Genomic DNA, 19,546 nt, shown 5'->3' on the forward strand with positions numbered 1-19,546 from the left:
ATGCCCCGCTACAAGCTCGTCGTGGAATACGACGGCACGCCCTTTACAGGCTGGCAGCATCAGACGAACGGCCTCTCGGTGCAGCAGGCCGTGGAGGATGCCATCGCGCGCTTTGCCGGTGAGACGGTCCGCATCCATTGCGCCGGGCGCACGGATTCCGGCGTCCACGCAACCCATCAGGTCGTCCATGTGGATCTTGGGAAGGAATGGCGGCCCGACACGGTTCGGGACGCCACCAATGCTCACCTGAGGCCCGCGCCCGTTGCGGTCATTTCGGCCCAGAGCGTGCCCGAGACCTTCAACGCGCGTCTCTCCGCCACCAAGCGGCACTATGTCTATCGCATCCTCAACCGCCGCGCGCCGCCGGCTCTCGAAGCCTCCCGGGTCTGGCATGTGGCGTGGCACCTCGATGCGGCCGTGATGCACGAGGCCGCGCAGACGCTCCTGGGCCGGCACGACTTCACCACCTTTCGCGCAGCGGAATGCCAGGCGAACAGCCCGATCCGCACCCTCGACCGACTGGACGTGGAGCGGATCGGCGACGAGATCCGGATCTACGCCTCCGCCCGCTCGTTCCTGCACCACCAGGTGCGTTCGATGACGGGAACCTTGGAGAGGGCTGGTGCCGGGCGCTGGTCGGTCGCGGACGTGCGCGCCGCCCTCGATGCCCGGGACCGCACCCGGTGCGGCCCCATGGCGCCATCGACGGGGCTCTACCTGATCGGCGTCGATTATCCGGATTAGCCGAGGAGAGAGCGGGTGACACTCGCCACGCAGGAATTGAGGACGATCCCAAGCAGCACGATTCCGAAGGCCGCGAGGCCTGAAATGCCGAGCGTCGCCTTCGTCGCGAACCATTGCATCCGCACGATGATAATGGCGAAGGCGAGACTGAAGAGGCTGGCGAGCGACGGAGTGGCCCAGCCGAGCAGCAGGAGCATGGCCGGCACGGACAGCACGAGCAGGCCGACGACGGTTATCCAGTTCGTGACGATGACAAAGGGCACATAGGCCCTCGTCAGGTTGAAGCGGCGGGCGACCCAAATCATGGCCAGAGGCAGCGCGACAAAGCCCGCCACATGGCCTACGGCCACGACGATGTCGATCCACAGGCTGCCGAGCAGGGATCGATCTGGTTGCAGCAGGCCAAGACGCAGGCGCTCGAAGGCAAGCGAGACGATATAGGCGGGCAGCGTCAGCCAGATCGCGGCAAAGGAGCGCCAGAAGCCCCGTTCGCTCATGTCGAAGGACTTCAATCCTTCCGCCCTGCTGTGAAGCAGATCGAGCGCTCCCCGGAACGAGCGATTGACCTCTTCTGCCGTGATGATCATGAGCAGCCTCACTTTGGTTGGGATGCTCACGGAAACCGGCTGAAACCGGAAAACGTTCCGGCGCAGGTGCGACTTTAGTTGAATACAGCCCCGCTTCTACGAGGGATTCGTCGAGAAATAGGCGTTCAAAACTTTGCGATAGATCGCCGTGAGCCGGTCGAGATCGTCCACCGCCACCCGCTCGTCGATCTGATGCATGGTCTGGCCGACGAGGCCGAATTCCACGACCGGGCAATCCTTCACGATGAAGCGCGCATCCGATGTGCCGCCCGTGGTGGAGAGCTTGGGGCGCAGCCCCGTCTCGGCCTCCACGGCATCCGCGATGAAGCCCACGAACTGATTGGGGGGCGTGAGGAACGCGACGGCGTTCGTCGGCTCCATGCGCAACGTATAGCGAACGCTGTTGCCGGCGGCCTCGTTCAGGCGCCGAGCGATTTCCGCTTCCAGACTCTCAGGCGTCCAGAGATCGTTGAAGCGGATGTTGAAGGTGGCCTTCGCCTCGGCGGGGATCACGTTGGAGGCGGGATTGCCGACATCCACCGTCGTCACCTCGAGGTTCGAGGCATCAAAATGCTCCGTGCCGTGATCGAGTGGCTCGCGCAGGAGCCCGTCGAGGAGGCGCAACATGCCGGGAATGGGATTGTCCGCGAGGTGCGGATAGGCCACGTGCCCCTGCTTGCCTTCGACGACGATTCGGCCGGTGAGCGAACCGCGCCGCCCGATCTTGATCATGTCGCCGAGCTGGTTGGGATTGGTCGGCTCGCCGAGGATGCAATGATCGAAGCGCTCGCCGCGCCCTTTCGCCCATTCGAGGAGCTTGACCGTCCCGTTGACGGCCGGGCCTTCCTCGTCGCCCGTGATGAGAAAGCCGATGGAGCCGCCGAAATCGGGATTTTCCTGAACGAAGTCGAGCGCAGCCGCCATCATGCAGGCGATGCCGCCCTTCATGTCGACGGCGCCGCGCCCATAGAGCTCGCCATTGTCGATTTCGCCGCTGAACGGGTCATGGCGCCAGCGACCGAGATCGCCCGGCGGCACCACATCCGTGTGGCCCGCAAAGATCAGGTAAGGCTCGCCCGTGCCATAGCGTGCGTAAAGGTTCTCCACGTCCGGCGTGCCGGGCTCGGAGAAGACCGGACGATGCACCTCGAACCCCGCCTTCTTCAGCACGCTCTCGATGAAGGAAAGCGCACCGCCCTCCTCCGGCGTCACGGACGGACAGCGGAGAAGCGACTGGGTGAGGAACAGGGGCGTGAGGCGCATCGATCAATCCCGCAGCAGCTCGTTGATGCCCGTCTTGGCGCGGGTCTGAGCATCCACGCGCTTGACGATGACGGCGCAGTAGAGCGACGGACCCGGAGTGCCGTCCGGCAGCGGCTTGCCAGGGAGCGAACCGGGGACGACCACAGAGTAAGGCGGCACGCGGCCCACGAAGACCTCGCCCGTGTTGCGGTCGACGATCTTGGTCGAGGCGGAGATGAACACGCCCATGGAGAGCACGGAGCCTTCGCCCACGATCACGCCCTCCACCACTTCGGAGCGGGCGCCGATGAAGCAATTGTCCTCGATGATGGTGGGATTGGCCTGGAGCGGCTCGAGCACGCCGCCGATGCCCACGCCGCCGGAGAGATGCACGTTCTTGCCGATCTGCGCGCAGGATCCGACCGTGGCCCAGGTGTCCACCATGGTGCCTTCGTCCACATAGGCGCCGAGGTTCACGAAAGAGGGCATCAGCACCACGCCGGGCGCGACATAGGCGCCGCGGCGCACGGTGCAGTTCGGCACGGCGCGGAATGCCGCCGCCTTGAACTCGGCCTCGGTCCAGCCGTCGAACTTGGAGGGAACCTTGTCCCACCACGTGGCCTCGCCGGGCCCGCCTTTGATCACGGACATGTCGTTGAGGCGGAAGGAGAGCAGAACCGCCTTCTTGAGCCATTGATGGACCTGCCACTCGCCGCCTTCGGTTTTCTCCGCCACGCGGGCCTTGCCGGCATCGAGCTGACGGATCGCTTCCTCCACGGCTTCGCGCACGGCGCCCGTCGTCGCGGGGCTGACATTGGCGCGGTCCTCCCAGGCGGCATCGATGGTGCGGGCGAGATCGGTCTGGGTCATGGCATCACTCGGAGCAAAAGGGTTATTGACGCCCTGCTTAGCAACGAGATTTGCCTCTGTCACCTGGACAAGAGTGCCATTGCCGAGCAGAGCGCCTCATGGGCCCCAGATCCCTCGTACGCTCCCGGAGCCCGAGACTGCGTCTCATGATCCCCGTCCGTGACATGCGCAGCATTCTCTACGCTACGGCCATCCTTTTCGCTGTTGCCGTGCTTGGACTGCGAGGCACATTCCTCTGGTTCGAGTATCGCGCCGCGACCACCCGGGCAGAGGCCGCAACGCAGGATCTCTCTCTGCTGATGGAGGAGTACACGAAGCGTACCCTCGATACGAGTGATCTGCTCCTGGCGGCCAGATCGAAATCGTGGTCCGGGACAACGGAAGGGGCGTGTCCGGCGTGACGGAAAACGCCTCTTCGCTCGGCATGAAGCCGATCCGCGCCTTCGCGGCGCAACTCGGCGGCAGCTTTACGTTGGAAAGCAACGCAGGCACGATCGGCTCGTGATCCCGGCGTGAAGCGGCTGAGTTGTTTTTAGAACGACGTGCGCTGTCGAATCGCGGCGGAGAGCGTCCCCTCGTCGAGGTAATCGAGCTCGCCGCCGACCGGGACACCATGGGCGAGCTTCGTCACCTTGACGGGCAAGTGCCCGAGAAGCTCGGTGATGTAATGCGCGGTGGTCTGCCCGTCGACCGTCGCGTTGAGGGCGAGGATCACCTCCGCCACGCCGGGCTCCGATGCGCGCGCGACGAGGCGGTCCAGATTGAGATGCTCGGGGCGCACGCCATCGAGCGGCGAGAGCACGCCGCCCAGCACGTGATATTTCGCATTGACTGCGCCCGAACGCTCGAGCGCCCAGAGATCCGACACGTCCTCCACGACCACCAGGATCGACGGATCGCGCTTGGGGTCGCGGCAGATGGTGCAGGGATCGGACGTATCCACGTTGCCGCAGGACGAGCACACGACGATGCGCTCGTTGGCGATGCGCATCGCATCGCTCAACGGATTGAGCAGCGTGTCCCGCTTCTTGATGAGATGGAGCGCGGCCCGGCGCGCCGAACGAGGCCCGAGACCCGGCAGGCGCGCGAGCAATTGAATCAGGCGTTCGATCTCGGGACCGGCAACGTGCTGGGCCATTCAAGCGCCTCAGAACAGCTTCAGGCCGGGCGGCAGGGGAAGGCCCTTCGTGAGGCTCTCCATCCGCTCCTGCGCGGCGCGATCCGCCTTCCCGCGCGCGTCGTTCATGGCCGCCACGATGAGATCCTCGAGGATCTCCTTCTCGTCCGGGTTCATGAGCGAGGGATCGATGCTGATGGCCTTGAGGTTGCCTTTGCCCGTGATCTTCACGGTGACGACACCGCCGCCGGCGGAGCCCTCGACCTCGAGGTTGTCGAGCTCGGCCTGAGCATCCTGCAGCTTCTGCTGCATCGCCTGAGCCTGTTTCATCAGCCCCATGATGTCCTTCATGACCGCGCTCCTTGATGCGAAAAGATCGGATTAGAAAAGATCGTCGTCGGCTTCCGCCTCGTGCGCCGCCAGCGCATCGGCCTCGCCCAGGATGTCCGTCTCCGCGTCCTCGCCCGCCTTCTCCGCGCGCTCGATCACGTTGACGATCTGCGCGCCCGGGAATTTGGTGAGGACCGCCTGCACGAGCGGATGATTGGCTGCACCTTCCTTGCGCTCGCGCTCGGCAGCCACCGCCTGATCGCGCAAGGTCGGCGCGCCCTCCTCCGAGGAGAGAGCCACCATCCAGCGCTCGCCGGTCCATTGCTGCAGCGCGCGCGAGAGATCGTTGGCGATGGTGCGGCTGCCGTTCTCCGCGAGGCTGAGCTCGATATGGCCTTCCTCGAAGCGCACGAGGCGGACCTCGCGCTCCAAGGCAGCCTTCAGCACGATCTCCCGCTTCTCGCCGGCGAGCGCCACCACGTCCTCGAAACGGCGAAGACGCATGGTCGGTTCGGCCAGCGCGGCCTGCGGGCGAGGCATCGGCCGGGCCTGCGACGTCGCAAGCGCCATATTGCCGGAGGTCGCAGGGCCACCACCGGACGGCCGCGCCGGCGCGGGGCCGCCGGGGGCGAGCGGCGCGCCGTCCTTCAGCGCGCGCAGCGCCTCGTCGGGCGTCGGCAGATCGGCCGCATAGGCCAGGCGCACGAGCACCATCTCCGCCGCCGAGATCGGACGGTTGGAGGACTGGACCTCGGGAATGCCCTTCAACAGCATCTGCCAGGCGCGCGAGAGCGTGCGCACCGAGAGCTTCTGCGCGTAATCCAGGCCGCGCGTCTTCTCGATCTCGGACAGCGCCGGATCCTTCGCCGCCTCCGGGATCAGCTTCAGGCGCGTGACCACATGGGAGAAGGCGGCGAGGTCGGACAGAATCACCGCCGGGTCGGCGCCCGCGTCATATTGCGAGCGAAGTCCGGCGAAGGCGGCGGGAACGTCGCCGCGCATCACGGCCTCGAAGAGGTCGATCACCTGGGTGCGGTCCGCAAGCCCCAGCATGTCGCGCACGGTGTCCGGCGTCACCACGCCCGCGCCGTGGGCGATGGCCTGGTCCAGCAGCGAGAGCGAATCGCGAACCGAGCCCTCCGCCGCGCGGGCGACGGCGGCGAGAGCCTCCTGCTCCGCCTGCACCCCTTCGGAGGCGCAGATGCGGGAGAGATGGCCCACGAGCTTGTCCGCCTCCACGCGGCGCAGATCGAAGCGCTGGCAGCGGGACAGGATCGTGACGGGAACCTTGCGGATCTCGGTGGTGGCGAAGATGAACTTCGCGTGCGGCGGCGGCTCCTCCAGCGTCTTCAGGAAGGCGTTGAACGCCTTCTCCGAGAGCATGTGGACCTCGTCGATGATGTAGACCTTGTAGCGCGCGGAAACCGGCGAATAGCGGATGCCGTCGATGATCTGGCGAACGTCGTCGATGCCAGTATGGGAGGCGGCGTCCATTTCCAGCACGTCCACGTGCCGCGATTCCATGATGGCTTCGCAATGCGTGCCCAGCTCGGGCATGTGGATGGTGGGGGCGCCGGATCCATCAGGCTTCTGATAGTTCAGGCCGCGGGCCAGAATGCGGGCCGTCGTGGTCTTGCCCACGCCGCGGACGCCGGTGAGCATCCACGCCTGGGGAATGCGCCCGGTCTCGAACGCGTTCGAGAGGGTGCGAACCATCGCCTCCTGACCGATCAGGTCGTCGAAGGTCCGGGGGCGGTATTTGCGGGCGAGAACGCGATAGGGCGAGGACTGCGCAGCCGGCTGATGCGCGGCGGGGAAACCCGGCAGGGCCGGCTCGTCGTTCAGGGGCGTGCCGGCTGTTGTGTTGTCCATCGGCTGCAAGGCTTTGGGAAACTCTCAGGTGGGAGGCTGGACGAAGACCCGTTCGGTCTCGTTAGGGCTGCTTCCTTCCGGACCTGACCCGGTTGGCGAGTGAGACGTCCCTCGCCAACCTCCCAATCGCTATATGGGCGTTTCGGGGACGGAACGCAAGTTGGAAACTTTTTCCTGTGGGTTCGTCCCCGGCATCCGGTCGCAGCGGCGGCTGCCGACCCTCCCACATTGTCGAAGCCCGAGCGCTTTCGAGACGAGAATTCCCGGGGCAAGCCCGGGGATGACGGCTGACAGAAAGCCGCGACCTCGGCTAGATAGAGCGATGACATTTCAGCTCGATTCCCGGCTCGAAGCCGATACGATCCCCATCGGGGATCTCGCCCTCTCATCGGTCCTGCTCCTGAACGATGCCCGCTTCCCCTGGTTCGTGCTGGTGCCGCGCATCCCCAACGTGAGCGAGTTCACCGATCTGTCGGAGGCGGATTACGCCCAACTGGCGCAGGAAATCCGCATCGCCACCAAGGTGATGCTGGCCCTGTCCAAGCCCGACAAGGTGAATGTCGGCGCGCTGGGCAACATCGTGACGCAGCTTCATGTCCATGTGATCGGGCGCTTCCGCTCGGATCCGGCCTGGCCCGGGCCCGTCTGGGGCCACGGCACGCGCACGCCTTACCCGGACCATGCCGCAACCGCGCTCATCGAGCGCGCCGCCACCGTTTTCGCCGAAGCTTGAACCGAAGCCCGAATCCATGACGCGCCCCATCGGCTACATCACCAACCCCCTCGTCCGCCACAGCGCGGAGCGTGACCCGGAAGCCTTGGCCCATGCCGCCCGGAACCCGGAGAGCGCCCTGGTCCTCCTGGCGGGCGACCTGCCGATCCTGAAGGCCGGAGAGCCCTGCACGGGGCTTCTGCCCCTCTCAACCTTGGACCGCCTGCCCGCTCACAAGGAGCAGGTGTTTCTCGGAACCCTTCGGGACCGCCCTGTGATCGCGACCCTGGCCGCATCGGAAGCGGCGGAGCCGTTCCAGAACGATCCTGCCTATGCCGTGACGGATCTGCGCTCCATCGCAATTCGCGGCCTCGTGCCTGCGGAGGAACTCGGCATCCTGGCCATGGCGAAGTCGATCCTCGACTGGCACAACCGCCATCGCTTCTGCGCCAATTGCGGCGCGCCGACCGGGGCCTCCCAGGCCGGCTTCCGGCGCGATTGCCCGTCTTGCGGCGCGCAGCATTTCCCCCGCACCGATCCGGTGGTGATCATGCTGATCACCCGTGGCGACAAGTGCCTCATGGGCCGCCAGTCGCGCTTCGCGGAGAAGATGTATTCCTGCCTCGCCGGCTTCCTGGAGCCGGGCGAGACCGTGGAGGACGCGGTGCGCCGCGAAACCTTCGAGGAAGCGGGCATCCGGGTGGGCGAGGTTCGCTACCTGACCTCGCAGCCCTGGCCGTTCCCGTCGAACATCATGATCGGCTGCGTCGGCGAGGCGATCACGGAGGAGATTCACTTCGACCAGGAGGAACTGGAGGACGCCCGCTGGTTCACCAAGGACGACGTGCGCCGCATGCTGGAGGGCACGCACGACGATTTCGCCGCCCCGACCCCGATCGCCATCGCGAACCACCTGCTGCGGGAGTGGGTGAAGGGCTGAACCTCCGGATCGTCGCGGCGCTCGAGTTGGAATAACGGATGGATCAAAGCCGCGGAACGGGCTCGAAGCGGTAGGCCACTTCCGTGAGCATCTGGCCGCGCACATCGAACGTCCGCTCGGGCCCGGCCCGTCCTCCGAGCGCTTCGTAGAAGCAGCGGGCCGCGAGATTGTCCTTTAGAACCCACAGCCCGACTGAACGAAACCCTTGAGCCGCCAGATGATCGAACACCCCAGCCATCATCCTGCGCCCGAGGCCCTGCCGCTTTGCCTTGTCGAGCAGGTAGATCGCAAAGACCTCCGCATCCGTCCCGAGAGCATCGGCGCCATTCTTACGGGCCGGTCCGCCACGCACGAAGCCGACGATCTCGCCGTCTGGCCGCGTCGCCACCAAGAGCTTCGCCTGTGGATCGGATTCAGCGAGGACGCTACGCCACATCCTTTTCCGTTCATTGACGGAGAGGCCCGCGAGGGCTTCGGGCGTCATGAAATCCTTGTAGGATTCTCGCCAGCCCTGAACATGCACCTGAGCGATGCCGTCCACATCGCCCTCGTCGGCCTCGCGGATGGTCACTCCGCCGCTTCCTGGATGTGTTCGCGGAAGGGCGCGGCCGGATAGACGCCGAGGATGCGCAGCTCGCGGGAGAAGAATTCGAGCTCCTCCAGGGCGCGCCTGAGATTCGCGTCCTCCGGATGGCCGTCCACCTCGGCATAGAACTGCGTGGCCTTGAAATAGCCCTCGACCATGTAGCTCTCGAGCTTGGTCATGTTGATGCCGTTCGTCGCAAAGCCGCCCAGCGCCTTGTAGAGCGCCGCGGGCAGGTTGCGCACGCGGAAGACGAAGGAGGTGACGGTCGGCCCGTTGCCCGCAGGGGCCCATTTCGGCGTCTTCGACAGAATCACGAAGCGCGTCGTGTTGTGCGATTCGTCCTCCACGTCCTCGGCGAGGATCTTCAGACCATAGATGTCGGCCGCCATGCGGGGAGCAAGCGAAGCGCGGGTGGGATCCTTCCACTCCGCGACCTGCCGCGCGGATCCGGCGGTGTCACCCGCGACATTCGCCTTCAGGCCGAGCTTGCGGATGATCTTGCGACACTGGCCCAGGGCGTGGACGTGGCTGTACACGCTCTTGATCGTGCCGAGATCGGCCTCGGGCAGCGCCATCAGCTGGAAATGGATGGGCAGGAAGTGCTCGCCGACGATGTGCAGGCCGGAGGTCGGCAGGAGGTGATGGATGTCCGCCACGCGGCCCGCGATCGAGTTCTCGATGGGGATCATGGCGAGCCCAGCCTCGCCTTCGTTCACGGCGGCGAAGGCGTCCTCGAAGGTCGGGCACGGCAGCACCTCCCAACCGGGATACATCTCCGAGCAGGCGATGTGGGAATTGGCCCCCGGCTCGCCTTGGAACGAAATAACCTGCTTCATGCTGTCCTCCGGGCCGCGATGATCTCGCGGGCTCTATCCAAATCCTGCGGGGTGTCGACGCCGAGCGGCACGCCATCGACGGCCACCGCGTCGATGCGCATGCCGGCCTCGAGCGCCCGCAGCTGCTCCAGCTTCTCACGCAGCTCCAGCGGAGACGGCGGCATGGCGACGAAGCGCTGCAAGGCTGCGCGGCGATAGGCATAAAGGCCGATGTGGTGATAGAGCGGCCCTTCTCCATAAGGGGCCGTGGCGCGGGTAAAATAGAGCGCCCGGAAGCGGCCGGGCGAGACCTGAGCCCCCACCATCTTCACCACGTTCGGGTTGGTCTTCTCCTCCTCGCGTTCGATCACCGCCACCAGAGTGGCCAGATCGACGGCAGGGTCCGAGAGAGGCGCAACCGAGGCCGCGATGGCGGCCGGATCGACGGTCGGCAAGTCCCCTTGCACGTTCACCACCACATCGTGCCGCCCCTCGGGATCGATCTTTTCCACAGCCTCGAAGATCCGGTCGGACCCCGAGGCGTGGTCGGAGCGGGTCATGACGGCCCGCCCGCCGACCCGCGTCACGGCCTCGGCGACCTCGGGGGCGTCGGTCGCGATCGCAACGGGTCCGATCCCGGCTTCAACCGCCCGCCGCCACACATGGACGATCATCGGCTCACCGGCGATATCCGCCAGGGGCTTGTTCGGCAGGCGGGTCGCCGCGAGGCGGGCGGGGATGAGAACGAGAGGGTCGGACATGGCGCAATCCGCAGAGAAAAAGCTGCGCGTCCTTACCAAGGCGGCTCCCGTTTGTCATGGGCTGCGCAGCACTTGACGCAGGGGCGCGAGCGCTTCTGTCGGTCTTTTGAACCGCGCTGCGACCAATGGAGCGCCGAAACCTGCAACAACCCCATTGTCAAAACCCCTTCATAACGGCTAAGCAACGCCGCGTAACCGTGGGCGCCCGCCCGCGAAGCCGTTCTGTTTGCGCTGGGTTCGCCGTGACCAGGCGAGGAGAGCCTAACTTATGAATATCGAGACCAATAAGATCCTGGGTGCCCTTTTCGGTACGCTTCTCTTCGTGGTCGGCGTCAAAGTCGTTGCCGAAGGTCTGTTCTCGCCTCATGCACCGGCCGTTCCGGGCTACGACCTTCCGGCAGCCGAAGAGGCTTCCGCCGGCGGCGCTGGAGCCCCGGCCGCTCCGGCCGAGCCGCTCCCCGTCCTCCTGGCCAACGCCGATCCGGCCAAAGGCCAGGCCGCGGCCAAGAAATGCGCCGCCTGCCACGATCTGACCAAGGGCGGCCCGAACAAGGTCGGCCCGAATCTCTATGGCGTCGTCGGCCGCCCGGTCGCCTCGCACGAGGGCTTCAACTACTCCAACGCCATGAAGGCCCATGGCGGCGACTGGACCTATCAGGCGCTGAACGATTTCATCCACAACCCGAAGAAGGCGACGCCGGGTACCATCATGGCCTTCGCGGGCATCGCGAACGACAAGGAGCGGGCCGACCTGCTCGCCTACCTGCGGACCCTCTCGGACAATCCCGTTCCGTTCCCGGCCCAGTAAGGTCCGCGAACACCCCTGAATTTCAGAGAAGCCGGGCCTTGCGCCCGGCTTTTGTTTTGCCCCTCCTCCCTTGCGCTCGCCCTGGACCGCCCAAAAATGTAACCTGCCGACAGACGCCTCGTCCTTCAGGAGACGCTTTGTGATCCGTACCCTTCTGCTCAGCTTCCTGGCCGCCTGCCTTGGCCTTACCCCCCTCGCAGCCCAGGAAGCCCAGTGGCGGCATGGCGCGGCCCTCCTCGGAGAGCCCAAATATCAGCCCGGCTTCAAGCATTTCGATTATGTGAACCCCGAAGCCCCGAAGGGCGGACTAGTCCGGCTCGGGGCCCAGGGCACCTTCGACAGCTTCAACATCGTGGTCGCGGGCGTGAAGGGATCGCCCGAGCAGGGCCTGGGCCTCATCTACGAGACGCTGACCACGTCCTCTCTCGACGAACCGAGCGCCTCTTACGGCCTGCTCGCCGAGGCCTTCTCCTATCCGGAGGATTATTCCTCCGTCACGTTCCGGCTGCGTCCCGAGGCCAAATGGCACGACGGACAGCCCGTCACGGCGGATGACGTGATCTTCTCCTTCGAGTCGTTCAAGGCGAACAGCCCGACCTACGCCTTCTACTACGCCAACGTGACGAAGGCCGAGAAGACGGGCGAGCGTGAAGTACGGTTCACCTTCAACGAAAAGGGCAACCGGGAGCTGCCCCAGATCATGGGGCAGCTGATCGTGCTGCCCAAGCACTGGTGGGAGGGCACCGATCCCACCGGACGGAAGCGCGACGTCTCGCAGACCACGCTGGAGCCTCCTCTGGGTTCGGGCCCCTACCGGCTCAAGAGCTTCGACGCCGGACGCAACGCCACCTACGAACGCGTGAAGGATTACTGGGGCGCGAATCTCAACGTGAATGTCGGCGAGAACAATTTCGACGAGATCCGCTACGAATATTACCGCGACGCGACGGTGCTGCTCGAAGCCTTCAAGGCGGATCGAATCGATTTCCGTTCGGAGAACAGCGCCCGCAACTGGGCGACGGGCTACGATTTTCCGGCGCGGCAGGAAGGCCGCGTCGTCCTCGAGGAATTTCCCTATCGCTCCACCGGCATCATGCAGGCCTTCGTGCTGAACCTGCGGCGCGACAAGTTCAAGGACGAGCGCGTCCGGCGCGCCTTCAACCTGGCGTTTCCGTTCGAGGAGCTCAACAAGATCGTGTTCTACGGGCTCTACGAGCGCGTGAACAGCTACTTCTACGGCCTCGAGCTCGCCTCCTCCGGGCTGCCCGAGGGCAAGGAGCTGGAGATCCTCGAAAGCCTCCGCGACAAGGTTCCGCCCGAGGTCTTCACGACGCCCTACAAGAATCCGGTCAACGATACGCCGGAGAACATCCGCGGCAACCTGCGCGAGGCGGATCGCCTGCTGCGCGAGGCCGGCTGGGAGGTCAAGAACGGACGGCGGGTCAACGCGCGCGGCGAATCGCTGAGCGTGGAGCTTCTCAGCAGCAGCCCCAACGACGAGCGCGTCTTCCTGCCCTACAAGTCGGTGCTCGAGCGGCTCGGCATCGTCGTTTCGGTTCGCACGGTCGACGACGTGCAATACACCAACCGCACCCGATCCTTCGACTTCGACATCACCACGGCGGTCTGGCCGGAATCCCTGTCGCCCGGCAACGAGCAGAGGGAATTCTGGGGATCCCAGGCGGCGCAACGCGAGGGCTCGCGCAACCTCGCGGGCATCTCGGATCCGGCGGTCGATGCGCTGATCGACAGGATCATCTACGCCAAGGATCGCGATGAGCTCGTGGCCGCGACGAAGGCTCTCGACCGGGTCCTGCTCGCGCACAATTACGTGGTTCCGCAATGGACGTCGCTGAAGCAGCGCACGGCCCGCTGGAATCGCTACAGCCACCCGCAGACCATGCCCCGCTATGGCGGCGCGGCCTTCCCGACCGTCTGGTGGTACGACGAGGCCAAGGCCGCGAAGGTGGGAGCGGCGCAATGAGAACGTTCGATCGGCGCACCCTTCTCAAGACCGGCGCCGCCGGCGCGGTGCTGAGCGTTCTCCCGAAAGCCAGCTTTGCTCAAACGGCGGAGGAGACCGAAACCCACGGTCTCTCGGCCTTCGGCGACCTGAAATACACCGCCGACTTCAAGCATTTCGATTATGTGAATCCCGCGGCCCCGAAGGGCGGCACGCTGGCGCTGCAGATCAAGCAGACCACCGGAAACCAGAATTTCGACACCTTCAATACGCTGAACATATTTGTGCTGCGCGGCGACGGCGCGGCCGGCATGGGCGCCACCTTCGACACGCTGATGGCGGGCTCAAGCGACGAGCCCGACGCGCTGTACGGGCTGATCGCCAAGAGCGTGCGCGTCTCCCAGGACAAGCTGACCTATCGCTTCATCTTGCGCCCTGAGGCGCGCTTCCACGACGGCTCGCGGCTGACCGCGAAGGACGCCGCCTTCTCTCTGAACATCCTCAAGGAAAAGGGCCACCCGGTCTATCGCGCCCTGCTGACCCAGATGGCGGCCGCCGAAGCGGAAGCCGACGACGTCCTGCGGGTTCAGTTCACGCCCAAGCGCAGCCGCGACCTGCATCTCGTCGTCGCCGCGCTGCCGATCTTTTCCGAGCGCTACTGGCAGGGCAAGGATTTCGAAGCCTCGACGCTGGAGGCGCCGCTCGGCTCGGGCCCCTACAAGGTGGGGAAGTTCGAGACGGGACGCTACATCGAGTTCGACCGCGTGCCGGATTACTGGGCCAAGGACCTGCCCGTGAATGTGGGCCAGAACAATTTCGACCGCATTCGCTGGGAATACTTCCGCGACCGCACGGTGGCGTTTGAAGCGTTCAAGAACGGCACCCTCAACTATCACGAGGAATACACCTCGCGCATCTGGTCGACCGGCTACGATTTTCCGGCCATGCGCGAAGGCAAGGTGAAGAAGGAAGAGATCTCCAACGACGCCCCCTCGACCGTCCAGGGCTGGTATTTCAACACCCGCCGCGAAGCCTTCAAGGACCCGCGCATTCGCGAAGCCATCGGGCTCGCCTTCGATTTCGAATGGACGAACGCCAACATCATGTTCGGCCTGTACAAGCGCACCACGTCCTATTTCGAGAACAGCGACATGGAGGCGACGGGTATGCCCTCACCCGAGGAGCTCGCCCTTCTGGAGCCGTTCCGCAGCAAGCTCCCGGCCTCCGTGTTCGGCGAGCCGCCCGCGCCGCCCGTGTCAGACGGATCCGGCCAGGACAGGAAGCTGCTGCGCCGCGCCGACGAACTGCTGCGGGAAGCCGGCTGCAAGCGCGAGGGCGGCGCGCTGAAGCTGCCCAACGGGCAGCCGTTCCGGATCGAGTTCCTCGATTTCCAATCGTCGCTCCAGCCGCACACGCAGCCGTTCCAGGCCAATCTCAAGCGGCTCGGGATCGATGCGTTCTCCCGCGTGGTGGACGCCGCCCAGTACCAGCGCCGCATGGAGGAGTTCGACTTCGACATGGCGAGCCGGAACCTCTCCGGCGGATCGACGCCCGGCGACAGCCTGCGGGTGGTGTACGGCTCGGAGGCGGCGAAGACGCCCGGCTCCCAGAACATCGCCGGCATCAGCGACCCGACCGTGGACTCCCTGATCGAGACGATCGCCAACGCCAAGTCCCGGCAGGAGCTCAACGTCGCCTGCCGCGCCCTGGACCGGGTTCTCCGTTCGGGCCATTATTGGGTGCCCATGTGGTATCGAGCCAGCGAATGGATCGCCTATTGGGACCAGTTCTCCCGCCCCGGGCAGAAGCCCCGCTTCGCCTCGGGAGCCCCGGGAACCTGGTGGTACGATGCCGAGAAGGCCAAGCGGATCGGGCGAGGGTAAGGTTTGGACACGTTCACAGCGGCACCGGCCGTGACGGGCACGCCCCGCCGGCTCCTGCGCCTGGAAGGCTTGGCGCTGTTCATCCTTGCCTCATGGGCCTTCCCGCGCCTGGGAATGTCCTGGTGGGCCTACGTCATTCTGTTCTTAAGCCCGGATCTGAGCTTCGCCGGCTACCTGGCGGGCCCCAGGACCGGAGCCGCAATCTACAACGCGGCCCATACCCTCCTCGGGCCCGCCGCCCTGCTCGGTCTCGGGATGGCGCTGGAAGCCCCTCTCTGTTTCGGATTAGCAGCCATCTGGGCGGCGCATATCGGGTTCGACCGCATGCTGGGATACGGATTGAAATACGCCACCGCTTTCAACGACACCCACCTCGGCCGTATCGGCCGCAACCGTGCAGGCGCTTGATGCTGGCCTATATCGCACGCCGCATCTTCCTCATGATCCCGACCATTCTCGGGATCATGCTCATCTCCTTCGTGCTCGTGCAGTTCGCTCCCGGCGGCCCCGTCGAGCGCATCATCGCGCAGCTGCAGGGGCAGGACACGGGAGCGACCTCGCGCATTTCGGGCGGCGGCGGGGATTTCTCCGGCGGCCAGAGTCACGGCGGCGGGAGTGAGGCGTCCTCGTCCCGCTATCGCGGCGCGCAAGGCCTCGATCCTCAATTCATCAAGCAGCTCGAAGCACAATTCGGCTTCGACAAACCCGCCCACGAGCGCTTTCTCAAGATGCTGTGGGATTACGCGCGGTTCGACTTCGGCAAGAGCTATTTCCGCGACATTTCGGTGCTGGAGCTGATCAAGGAGAAGCTGCCGGTCTCGGTCAGCCTCGGTCTCTGGATGACGCTTCTGTCCTATGCCATCTCGATTCCGCTCGGCATCCGGAAAGCGGTCCGCGACGGCTCCTCCTTCGACATCTGGACATCGGCGGTCGTCATCATCGGCTATGCGATTCCGGGATTCCTGTTCGCAATCCTGCTCATCGTGCTGTTCGCGGGCGGATCGTTCTGGCAGATCTTCCCCTTGCGCGGACTCACCTCCGAGAACTTCGCCTTCATGCCGTGGTACATGCAGATCGCCGATTACTTCTGGCATCTGGTGCTGCCGATCACCGCTATGTCGCTCGGCGCATTCGCCACCTCGACCCTACTCACGAAGAACTCCTTCCTCGACGAGATCCGCAAGCAATACGTGCTCACCGCGCGCATGAAGGGATTGTCCGAGGGACAGGTGCTTTACGGACACGTGTTCCGCAATGCCATGCTGATCGTGATCGCCGGCTTCCCGGGGGCCTTCATCAGCGCTTTCTTCGCGGGATCGCTGCTGATCGAAACGATCTTCTCCCTCGACGGTCTGGGCCTCCTCTCCTTCGAGTCGATCGTGAACCGCGACTACCCGGTGGTGTTCGCCAATCTCTACATCTTCTCCCTCATGGGTCTGGTGGTGAACCTGATTTCGGATCTCACCTATACCTGGATCGATCCACGGATCGATTTCGAGACGCGGGAGGCGTGAGATGAACGAGAACGTTCCTGTCGTCTCCCCGGCCGCATCGCCGGTCGCGCCGCCGCTGCCGAAAGAAGGCTTCATCAAGCTGTCGCCGCTCAACCGCCGCCGCTTGACGAACTTCAAGGCGAACCGTCGCGGCTACTGGTCCTTCTGGATCTTCATGGTCCTGTTCGTGCTCAGCCTGTTTGCGGAACTCATCGCCAACGACAAGCCGATCCTCGCTTCCTACAAGGGCGAGCTGCTCTATCCGGCCTTCGTCGATTATCCGGAGGAGAAATTCGGCGGGTTCCTGGCGCAGACCGATTACCGCGACCCGATCATCGCGAAGGAGATCCGGGACAACGGATGGATGCTCTGGGCGCCGATCCGCTACTCCTACAACACCCACAATCTCGACCTTCCCGTTCCTGCCCCGGCTCCGCCGACCTGGATGCTGACCGACGAGCAATGCCGCCCCATCGCAGAGCGCACCGGCGGCACGGGCTGCAAGGACATCGAGTGGAACTGGCTCGGCACGGACGACCAGGGCCGCGACGTGGTGGCGCGCCTCATCTATGGTTTTCGCATCTCCGTGCTGTTCGGCCTGATCCTTGCGGGAATCTCGTCCGTCATCGGCATCTTCGCCGGCGCGGTGCAGGGCTATTACGGCGGATGGATCGATCTCGTCGCCCAGCGCTTCATCGAGATCTGGACCGCGATTCCCTCGCTCTACCTGCTCATCATCATCTCGGCGATCATCACGCCGAGCTTCTTCGTGCTGCTCGGCATTCTGCTTCTCTTCTCCTGGGTGTCGCTGGTGGGGGTCGTGCGCGCGGAGTTCCTGCGCGCGCGAAACTTCGAATATGTGCGCGCCGCGCGGGCCCTCGGGCTTTCGAACGCCACCATCATGTTCAAGCACCTCCTGCCCAACGCCATGGTCGCGACGCTCACCTTCCTGCCGTTCATCATCAACGGCTCGATCACGACGCTCACCTCATTGGACTTCCTCGGATTCGGTCTGCCGCCCGGCTCGCCCTCCCTCGGCGAGCTTCTGGCCCAGGGCAAGGCCAATCTCCAGGCCCCGTGGCTCGGCCTCGCCGGCTTCTTCGTGATCGCCCTCATGCTCAGCCTTCTCATCTTCATCGGCGAAGCAGTGCGTGACGCCTTCGACCCGAGAAAGACGTTCCGATGACAGAGCCTCTCCTCTCCGTCCAAGACCTCTCCGTCGCCTTCCGCCAGGGCGAGCGCGACATGCTGGCGGTGGATCGCGTCTCTTTTGACATCCTGCCCGGCGAGACCGTGGCGCTGGTGGGCGAGTCGGGATCGGGCAAGTCGGTCTCGGCCCTCTCCGTGCTCAAGCTCCTGCCCTACCCTTCCGCCCATCATCCGTCCGGCCGCATCCTGTTCAAGGGCAAGGACCTGATCGGCCTGAGCGAAGACGAGATGCGCCGCGTGCGCGGCGACGACATCACCATGGTGTTCCAGGAGCCGATGACCTCGCTCAATCCGCTCCACACTATCGACCGGCAGATCGGTGAGATCCTCAAGCTCCATCGCGGCCTCTCCGACAAGGACGCCCTCGCCCGGACGCTGGAGCTGCTGGAGCTCGTCGGCATCCGCGATGCGCAGAGCCGCCTGGGCGCCTATCCGCACCAGCTCTCGGGCGGACAGCGCCAGCGCGTGATGATCGCCATGGCGCTGGCGAACGAGCCCGATCTCTTCATCGCCGATGAGCCGACGACGGCGCTCGACGTGACGGTGCAGGCGCAGATCCTGAAGCTGCTGGCCGAGCTCAAGAACAAGCTCGGCATGTCGATGCTCTTCATCACGCACGATCTCGGCATCGTGCGCAAGATCGCCGACCGCGTCTGCGTGATGCTCAACGGGAAGATCGTGGAGCACGGCACGACGGCGGAGGTCTTCGACAATCCGCAGCACGCCTACACGCAGCGCCTTCTCGCAGCGGAGCCGAAAGGCCGCGCCAACCCCCTGGCCGCCGATGCCCCCACCGTGGTCGAGGCGGGCCCCGTCAAGGTGTGGTTCCCGATCAAGCGCGGCCTCTTCCGCAAGACCGTCGGCCACGTGAAGGCGGTCGATGGTGTTTCCGTCCGTGTGCGGCGGGGCGAAACGGTCGGCGTCGTTGGGGAATCGGGTTCAGGAAAAACGACGCTGGGCTTGGCGATCCTGCGCCTCGTTCAATCGGAAGGGCCCATCATCTTCCTCGGAAATCGCATCGATCGCCTGCCCACGCGGGAGATCCGTCCCATGCGCAAGGATCTTCAGGTCGTGTTCCAGGATCCTTACGGCTCGCTTTCGCCTCGCATGTCCGTGGCCGAGATCGTGGAAGAGGGACTGCTGGTCCAGGACAAGAACCTGAGCTATCGGCAGCGCCGCGACGTGGTGGCAAAAGCGCTGCACGATGTCGGGCTCGACCCCGCGACGATGGACCGTTACCCGCATGAATTTTCCGGAGGGCAACGCCAGCGCATCGCCATTGCGCGGGCGATGGCGCTGGAGCCGCAATTCGTCATGCTCGACGAGCCGACCTCCGCTCTCGACATGTCGGTCCAAGCGCAGATCGTGGAACTTCTGCGCGACCTGCAGAAGCGCCGCGATCTCGCCTATATGTTCATCAGCCACGATCTGAAGGTGGTGCGGGCCCTCGCGAACCATGTGATGGTGATGCAGAACGGGAAGGTCGTCGAAGAAGGACCTGCCGAGAGCATCTTCGCCGCGCCTCGGACGGATTATACGCGGGCCCTGTTCGCGGCGGCCTTCAACCTCGAGACGGTCGGCGCGAACACCGTTCGTCAATGACGCATTGAAGCC

At 65.0% G+C, this 19,546-nt stretch carries 20 protein-coding genes and 1 other RNA gene; 11 read left to right on the plus strand and 10 right to left on the minus strand.

What is annotated here, in order from left to right; all coding sequences use genetic code 11:
• Nucleotides 1–744, plus strand: coding sequence for a tRNA pseudouridine(38-40) synthase TruA (gene truA / locus ACS5Q0_RS18485; RefSeq protein WP_473128118.1), 744 nt, complete (start codon nt 1–3; stop codon nt 742–744).
• Here the strand turns inward: truA and ACS5Q0_RS18490 are convergent.
• The 3 genes from ACS5Q0_RS18490 to dapD all read right to left on the minus strand — a co-directional run bounded on the left by ACS5Q0_RS18490 (nt 741) and on the right by dapD (nt 3,443).
• The gene (locus ACS5Q0_RS18490; RefSeq protein ID WP_473128119.1) at nt 741–1,331 is read right to left on the minus strand and encodes a hypothetical protein; all 591 of its coding nucleotides are present in this window, start codon (nt 1,329–1,331) and stop codon (nt 741–743) included. The genes truA and ACS5Q0_RS18490 overlap by 4 nt on opposite strands.
• Before the next feature lie 96 nt (nt 1,332–1,427).
• A complete protein-coding gene (dapE, locus tag ACS5Q0_RS18495) occupies nt 1,428–2,594 on the minus strand; it encodes a succinyl-diaminopimelate desuccinylase (protein WP_473128120.1) in 1,167 nt (388 codons plus the stop codon).
• 3 nt (nt 2,595–2,597) lie between these two features.
• Nucleotides 2,598–3,443, minus strand: coding sequence for a 2,3,4,5-tetrahydropyridine-2,6-dicarboxylate N-succinyltransferase (dapD, locus tag ACS5Q0_RS18500; RefSeq protein ID WP_473128121.1), 846 nt, complete (start codon nt 3,441–3,443; stop codon nt 2,598–2,600).
• Nucleotides 3,444–3,589: 146 nt separating this feature from the next.
• Here dapD and ACS5Q0_RS18505 point away from each other — a divergent pair, with 146 nt between their 5' ends.
• Nucleotides 3,590–3,844: a hypothetical protein gene (locus ACS5Q0_RS18505; RefSeq protein WP_473128122.1), complete on the plus strand. Its 255-nt coding sequence runs from the start codon at nt 3,590–3,592 to the stop codon at nt 3,842–3,844.
• A gap of 131 nt (nt 3,845–3,975) precedes the next feature.
• Here ACS5Q0_RS18505 and recR read toward each other — a convergent pair whose 3' ends face one another.
• From recR to ffs, 4 genes are all read right to left on the minus strand, one after another.
• Entirely contained in the window at nt 3,976–4,581 is a 606-nt protein-coding gene (recR, locus tag ACS5Q0_RS18510; protein WP_473128123.1) for a recombination mediator RecR, read from the minus strand.
• Between the two features lie 9 nt (nt 4,582–4,590).
• Nucleotides 4,591–4,911: a YbaB/EbfC family nucleoid-associated protein gene (locus tag ACS5Q0_RS18515; protein WP_473128124.1), complete on the minus strand. Its 321-nt coding sequence runs from the start codon at nt 4,909–4,911 to the stop codon at nt 4,591–4,593.
• Between the two features lie 30 nt (nt 4,912–4,941).
• A complete protein-coding gene (locus ACS5Q0_RS18520; protein WP_473128125.1) occupies nt 4,942–6,762 on the minus strand; it encodes a DNA polymerase III subunit gamma/tau in 1,821 nt (606 codons plus the stop codon).
• Between the two features lie 27 nt (nt 6,763–6,789).
• An RNA gene (ffs, locus tag ACS5Q0_RS18525) (signal recognition particle sRNA small type) lies at nt 6,790–6,886 on the minus strand.
• Nucleotides 6,887–7,084: 198 nt separating this feature from the next.
• Between ffs and ACS5Q0_RS18530 the strand changes: the two genes are divergently transcribed.
• Together ACS5Q0_RS18530 and nudC are read left to right on the plus strand one after the other, a co-directional pair.
• A complete protein-coding gene (locus ACS5Q0_RS18530) occupies nt 7,085–7,495 on the plus strand; it encodes an HIT domain-containing protein (protein WP_473128126.1) in 411 nt (136 codons plus the stop codon).
• Between the two features lie 16 nt (nt 7,496–7,511).
• On the plus strand, nt 7,512–8,414 hold the full coding sequence (gene nudC / locus ACS5Q0_RS18535) for an NAD(+) diphosphatase (RefSeq protein WP_473128127.1): 903 nt from the start codon (nt 7,512–7,514) through the stop codon (nt 8,412–8,414).
• Between the two features lie 43 nt (nt 8,415–8,457).
• On the opposite strand, the gene ACS5Q0_RS18540 is transcribed toward nudC, so the two are convergent.
• From ACS5Q0_RS18540 to ACS5Q0_RS18550, 3 genes are read right to left on the minus strand one after another with little or no spacing between them, the layout of a single operon-like run.
• Entirely contained in the window at nt 8,458–8,985 is a 528-nt protein-coding gene (locus tag ACS5Q0_RS18540) for a GNAT family N-acetyltransferase (protein ID WP_473128128.1), read from the minus strand.
• Nucleotides 8,982–9,836: a prephenate dehydratase gene (locus tag ACS5Q0_RS18545; RefSeq protein ID WP_473128129.1), complete on the minus strand. Its 855-nt coding sequence runs from the start codon at nt 9,834–9,836 to the stop codon at nt 8,982–8,984. Before ACS5Q0_RS18545 ends, ACS5Q0_RS18540 begins: the two co-directional genes overlap by 4 nt.
• Complete coding sequence (locus ACS5Q0_RS18550) at nt 9,833–10,576, minus strand: 3-deoxy-manno-octulosonate cytidylyltransferase (protein ID WP_473128130.1); 744 nt, start codon at nt 10,574–10,576, stop codon at nt 9,833–9,835. Before ACS5Q0_RS18550 ends, ACS5Q0_RS18545 begins: the two co-directional genes overlap by 4 nt.
• A gap of 268 nt (nt 10,577–10,844) precedes the next feature.
• On the opposite strand from ACS5Q0_RS18550, the gene ACS5Q0_RS18555 reads away from it, so the two are divergent.
• The 7 genes from ACS5Q0_RS18555 (at nt 10,845) to ACS5Q0_RS18585 (ending at nt 19,534) form a co-directional block, all read left to right on the plus strand.
• The gene (locus ACS5Q0_RS18555) at nt 10,845–11,384 is read left to right on the plus strand and encodes a c-type cytochrome (protein ID WP_473128131.1); all 540 of its coding nucleotides are present in this window, start codon (nt 10,845–10,847) and stop codon (nt 11,382–11,384) included.
• A 139-nt stretch (nt 11,385–11,523) separates the two neighbouring features.
• The gene (locus tag ACS5Q0_RS18560) at nt 11,524–13,368 is read left to right on the plus strand and encodes an extracellular solute-binding protein (protein WP_473128132.1); all 1,845 of its coding nucleotides are present in this window, start codon (nt 11,524–11,526) and stop codon (nt 13,366–13,368) included.
• Nucleotides 13,365–15,230 carry an extracellular solute-binding protein gene (locus ACS5Q0_RS18565; RefSeq protein ID WP_473128133.1) on the plus strand — a complete coding sequence of 622 codons (1,866 nt, stop codon included), beginning with the start codon at nt 13,365–13,367 and terminating at the stop codon, nt 15,228–15,230. The genes ACS5Q0_RS18560 and ACS5Q0_RS18565 overlap by 4 nt, the downstream gene beginning before the upstream one ends.
• A gap of 3 nt (nt 15,231–15,233) precedes the next feature.
• A complete protein-coding gene (locus ACS5Q0_RS18570; RefSeq protein ID WP_473128134.1) occupies nt 15,234–15,638 on the plus strand; it encodes a DUF4260 domain-containing protein in 405 nt (134 codons plus the stop codon).
• Nucleotides 15,638–16,744, plus strand: coding sequence for a microcin C ABC transporter permease YejB (locus ACS5Q0_RS18575; RefSeq protein WP_473128135.1), 1,107 nt, complete (start codon nt 15,638–15,640; stop codon nt 16,742–16,744). Before ACS5Q0_RS18570 ends, ACS5Q0_RS18575 begins: the two co-directional genes overlap by 1 nt.
• Nucleotide 16,745: 1 nt before the next feature.
• Nucleotides 16,746–17,909: an ABC transporter permease gene (locus ACS5Q0_RS18580; protein ID WP_473128136.1), complete on the plus strand. Its 1,164-nt coding sequence runs from the start codon at nt 16,746–16,748 to the stop codon at nt 17,907–17,909.
• Nucleotides 17,906–19,534 (plus strand): ABC transporter ATP-binding protein, encoded by a 1,629-nt coding sequence (locus ACS5Q0_RS18585; protein ID WP_473128137.1) that lies wholly within the window; start codon nt 17,906–17,908, stop codon nt 19,532–19,534. Before ACS5Q0_RS18580 ends, ACS5Q0_RS18585 begins: the two co-directional genes overlap by 4 nt.
• Nucleotides 19,535–19,546 lie beyond the last annotated feature (12 nt).

The organism is Microvirga sp. HS2 (genome assembly GCF_055792805.1).

Bases quoted from the DNA above. Each gene is read 5' to 3' on its own strand.
- truA (WP_473128118.1), top strand. From the start codon at position 1: ATGCCCCGCTACAAGCTCGTCGTGGAATACGACGGCACGCCCTTTACA.
- ACS5Q0_RS18490 (WP_473128119.1), bottom strand. From the start codon at position 1,331: ATGATCATCACGGCAGAAGAGGTCAATCGCTCGTTCCGGGGAGCGCTC.
- dapE (WP_473128120.1), bottom strand. From the start codon at position 2,594: ATGCGCCTCACGCCCCTGTTCCTCACCCAGTCGCTTCTCCGCTGTCCG.
- dapD (WP_473128121.1), bottom strand. From the start codon at position 3,443: ATGACCCAGACCGATCTCGCCCGCACCATCGATGCCGCCTGGGAGGAC.
- ACS5Q0_RS18505 (WP_473128122.1), top strand. From the start codon at position 3,590: ATGATCCCCGTCCGTGACATGCGCAGCATTCTCTACGCTACGGCCATC.
- recR (WP_473128123.1), bottom strand. From the start codon at position 4,581: ATGGCCCAGCACGTTGCCGGTCCCGAGATCGAACGCCTGATTCAATTG.
- ACS5Q0_RS18515 (WP_473128124.1), bottom strand. From the start codon at position 4,911: ATGAAGGACATCATGGGGCTGATGAAACAGGCTCAGGCGATGCAGCAG.
- ACS5Q0_RS18520 (WP_473128125.1), bottom strand. From the start codon at position 6,762: ATGGACAACACAACAGCCGGCACGCCCCTGAACGACGAGCCGGCCCTG.
- ACS5Q0_RS18530 (WP_473128126.1), top strand. From the start codon at position 7,085: ATGACATTTCAGCTCGATTCCCGGCTCGAAGCCGATACGATCCCCATC.
- nudC (WP_473128127.1), top strand. From the start codon at position 7,512: ATGACGCGCCCCATCGGCTACATCACCAACCCCCTCGTCCGCCACAGC.
- ACS5Q0_RS18545 (WP_473128129.1), bottom strand. From the start codon at position 9,836: ATGAAGCAGGTTATTTCGTTCCAAGGCGAGCCGGGGGCCAATTCCCAC.
- ACS5Q0_RS18550 (WP_473128130.1), bottom strand. From the start codon at position 10,576: ATGTCCGACCCTCTCGTTCTCATCCCCGCCCGCCTCGCGGCGACCCGC.
- ACS5Q0_RS18555 (WP_473128131.1), top strand. From the start codon at position 10,845: ATGAATATCGAGACCAATAAGATCCTGGGTGCCCTTTTCGGTACGCTT.
- ACS5Q0_RS18565 (WP_473128133.1), top strand. From the start codon at position 13,365: ATGAGAACGTTCGATCGGCGCACCCTTCTCAAGACCGGCGCCGCCGGC.
- ACS5Q0_RS18575 (WP_473128135.1), top strand. From the start codon at position 15,638: ATGCTGGCCTATATCGCACGCCGCATCTTCCTCATGATCCCGACCATT.
- ACS5Q0_RS18580 (WP_473128136.1), top strand. From the start codon at position 16,746: ATGAACGAGAACGTTCCTGTCGTCTCCCCGGCCGCATCGCCGGTCGCG.
- ACS5Q0_RS18585 (WP_473128137.1), top strand. From the start codon at position 17,906: ATGACAGAGCCTCTCCTCTCCGTCCAAGACCTCTCCGTCGCCTTCCGC.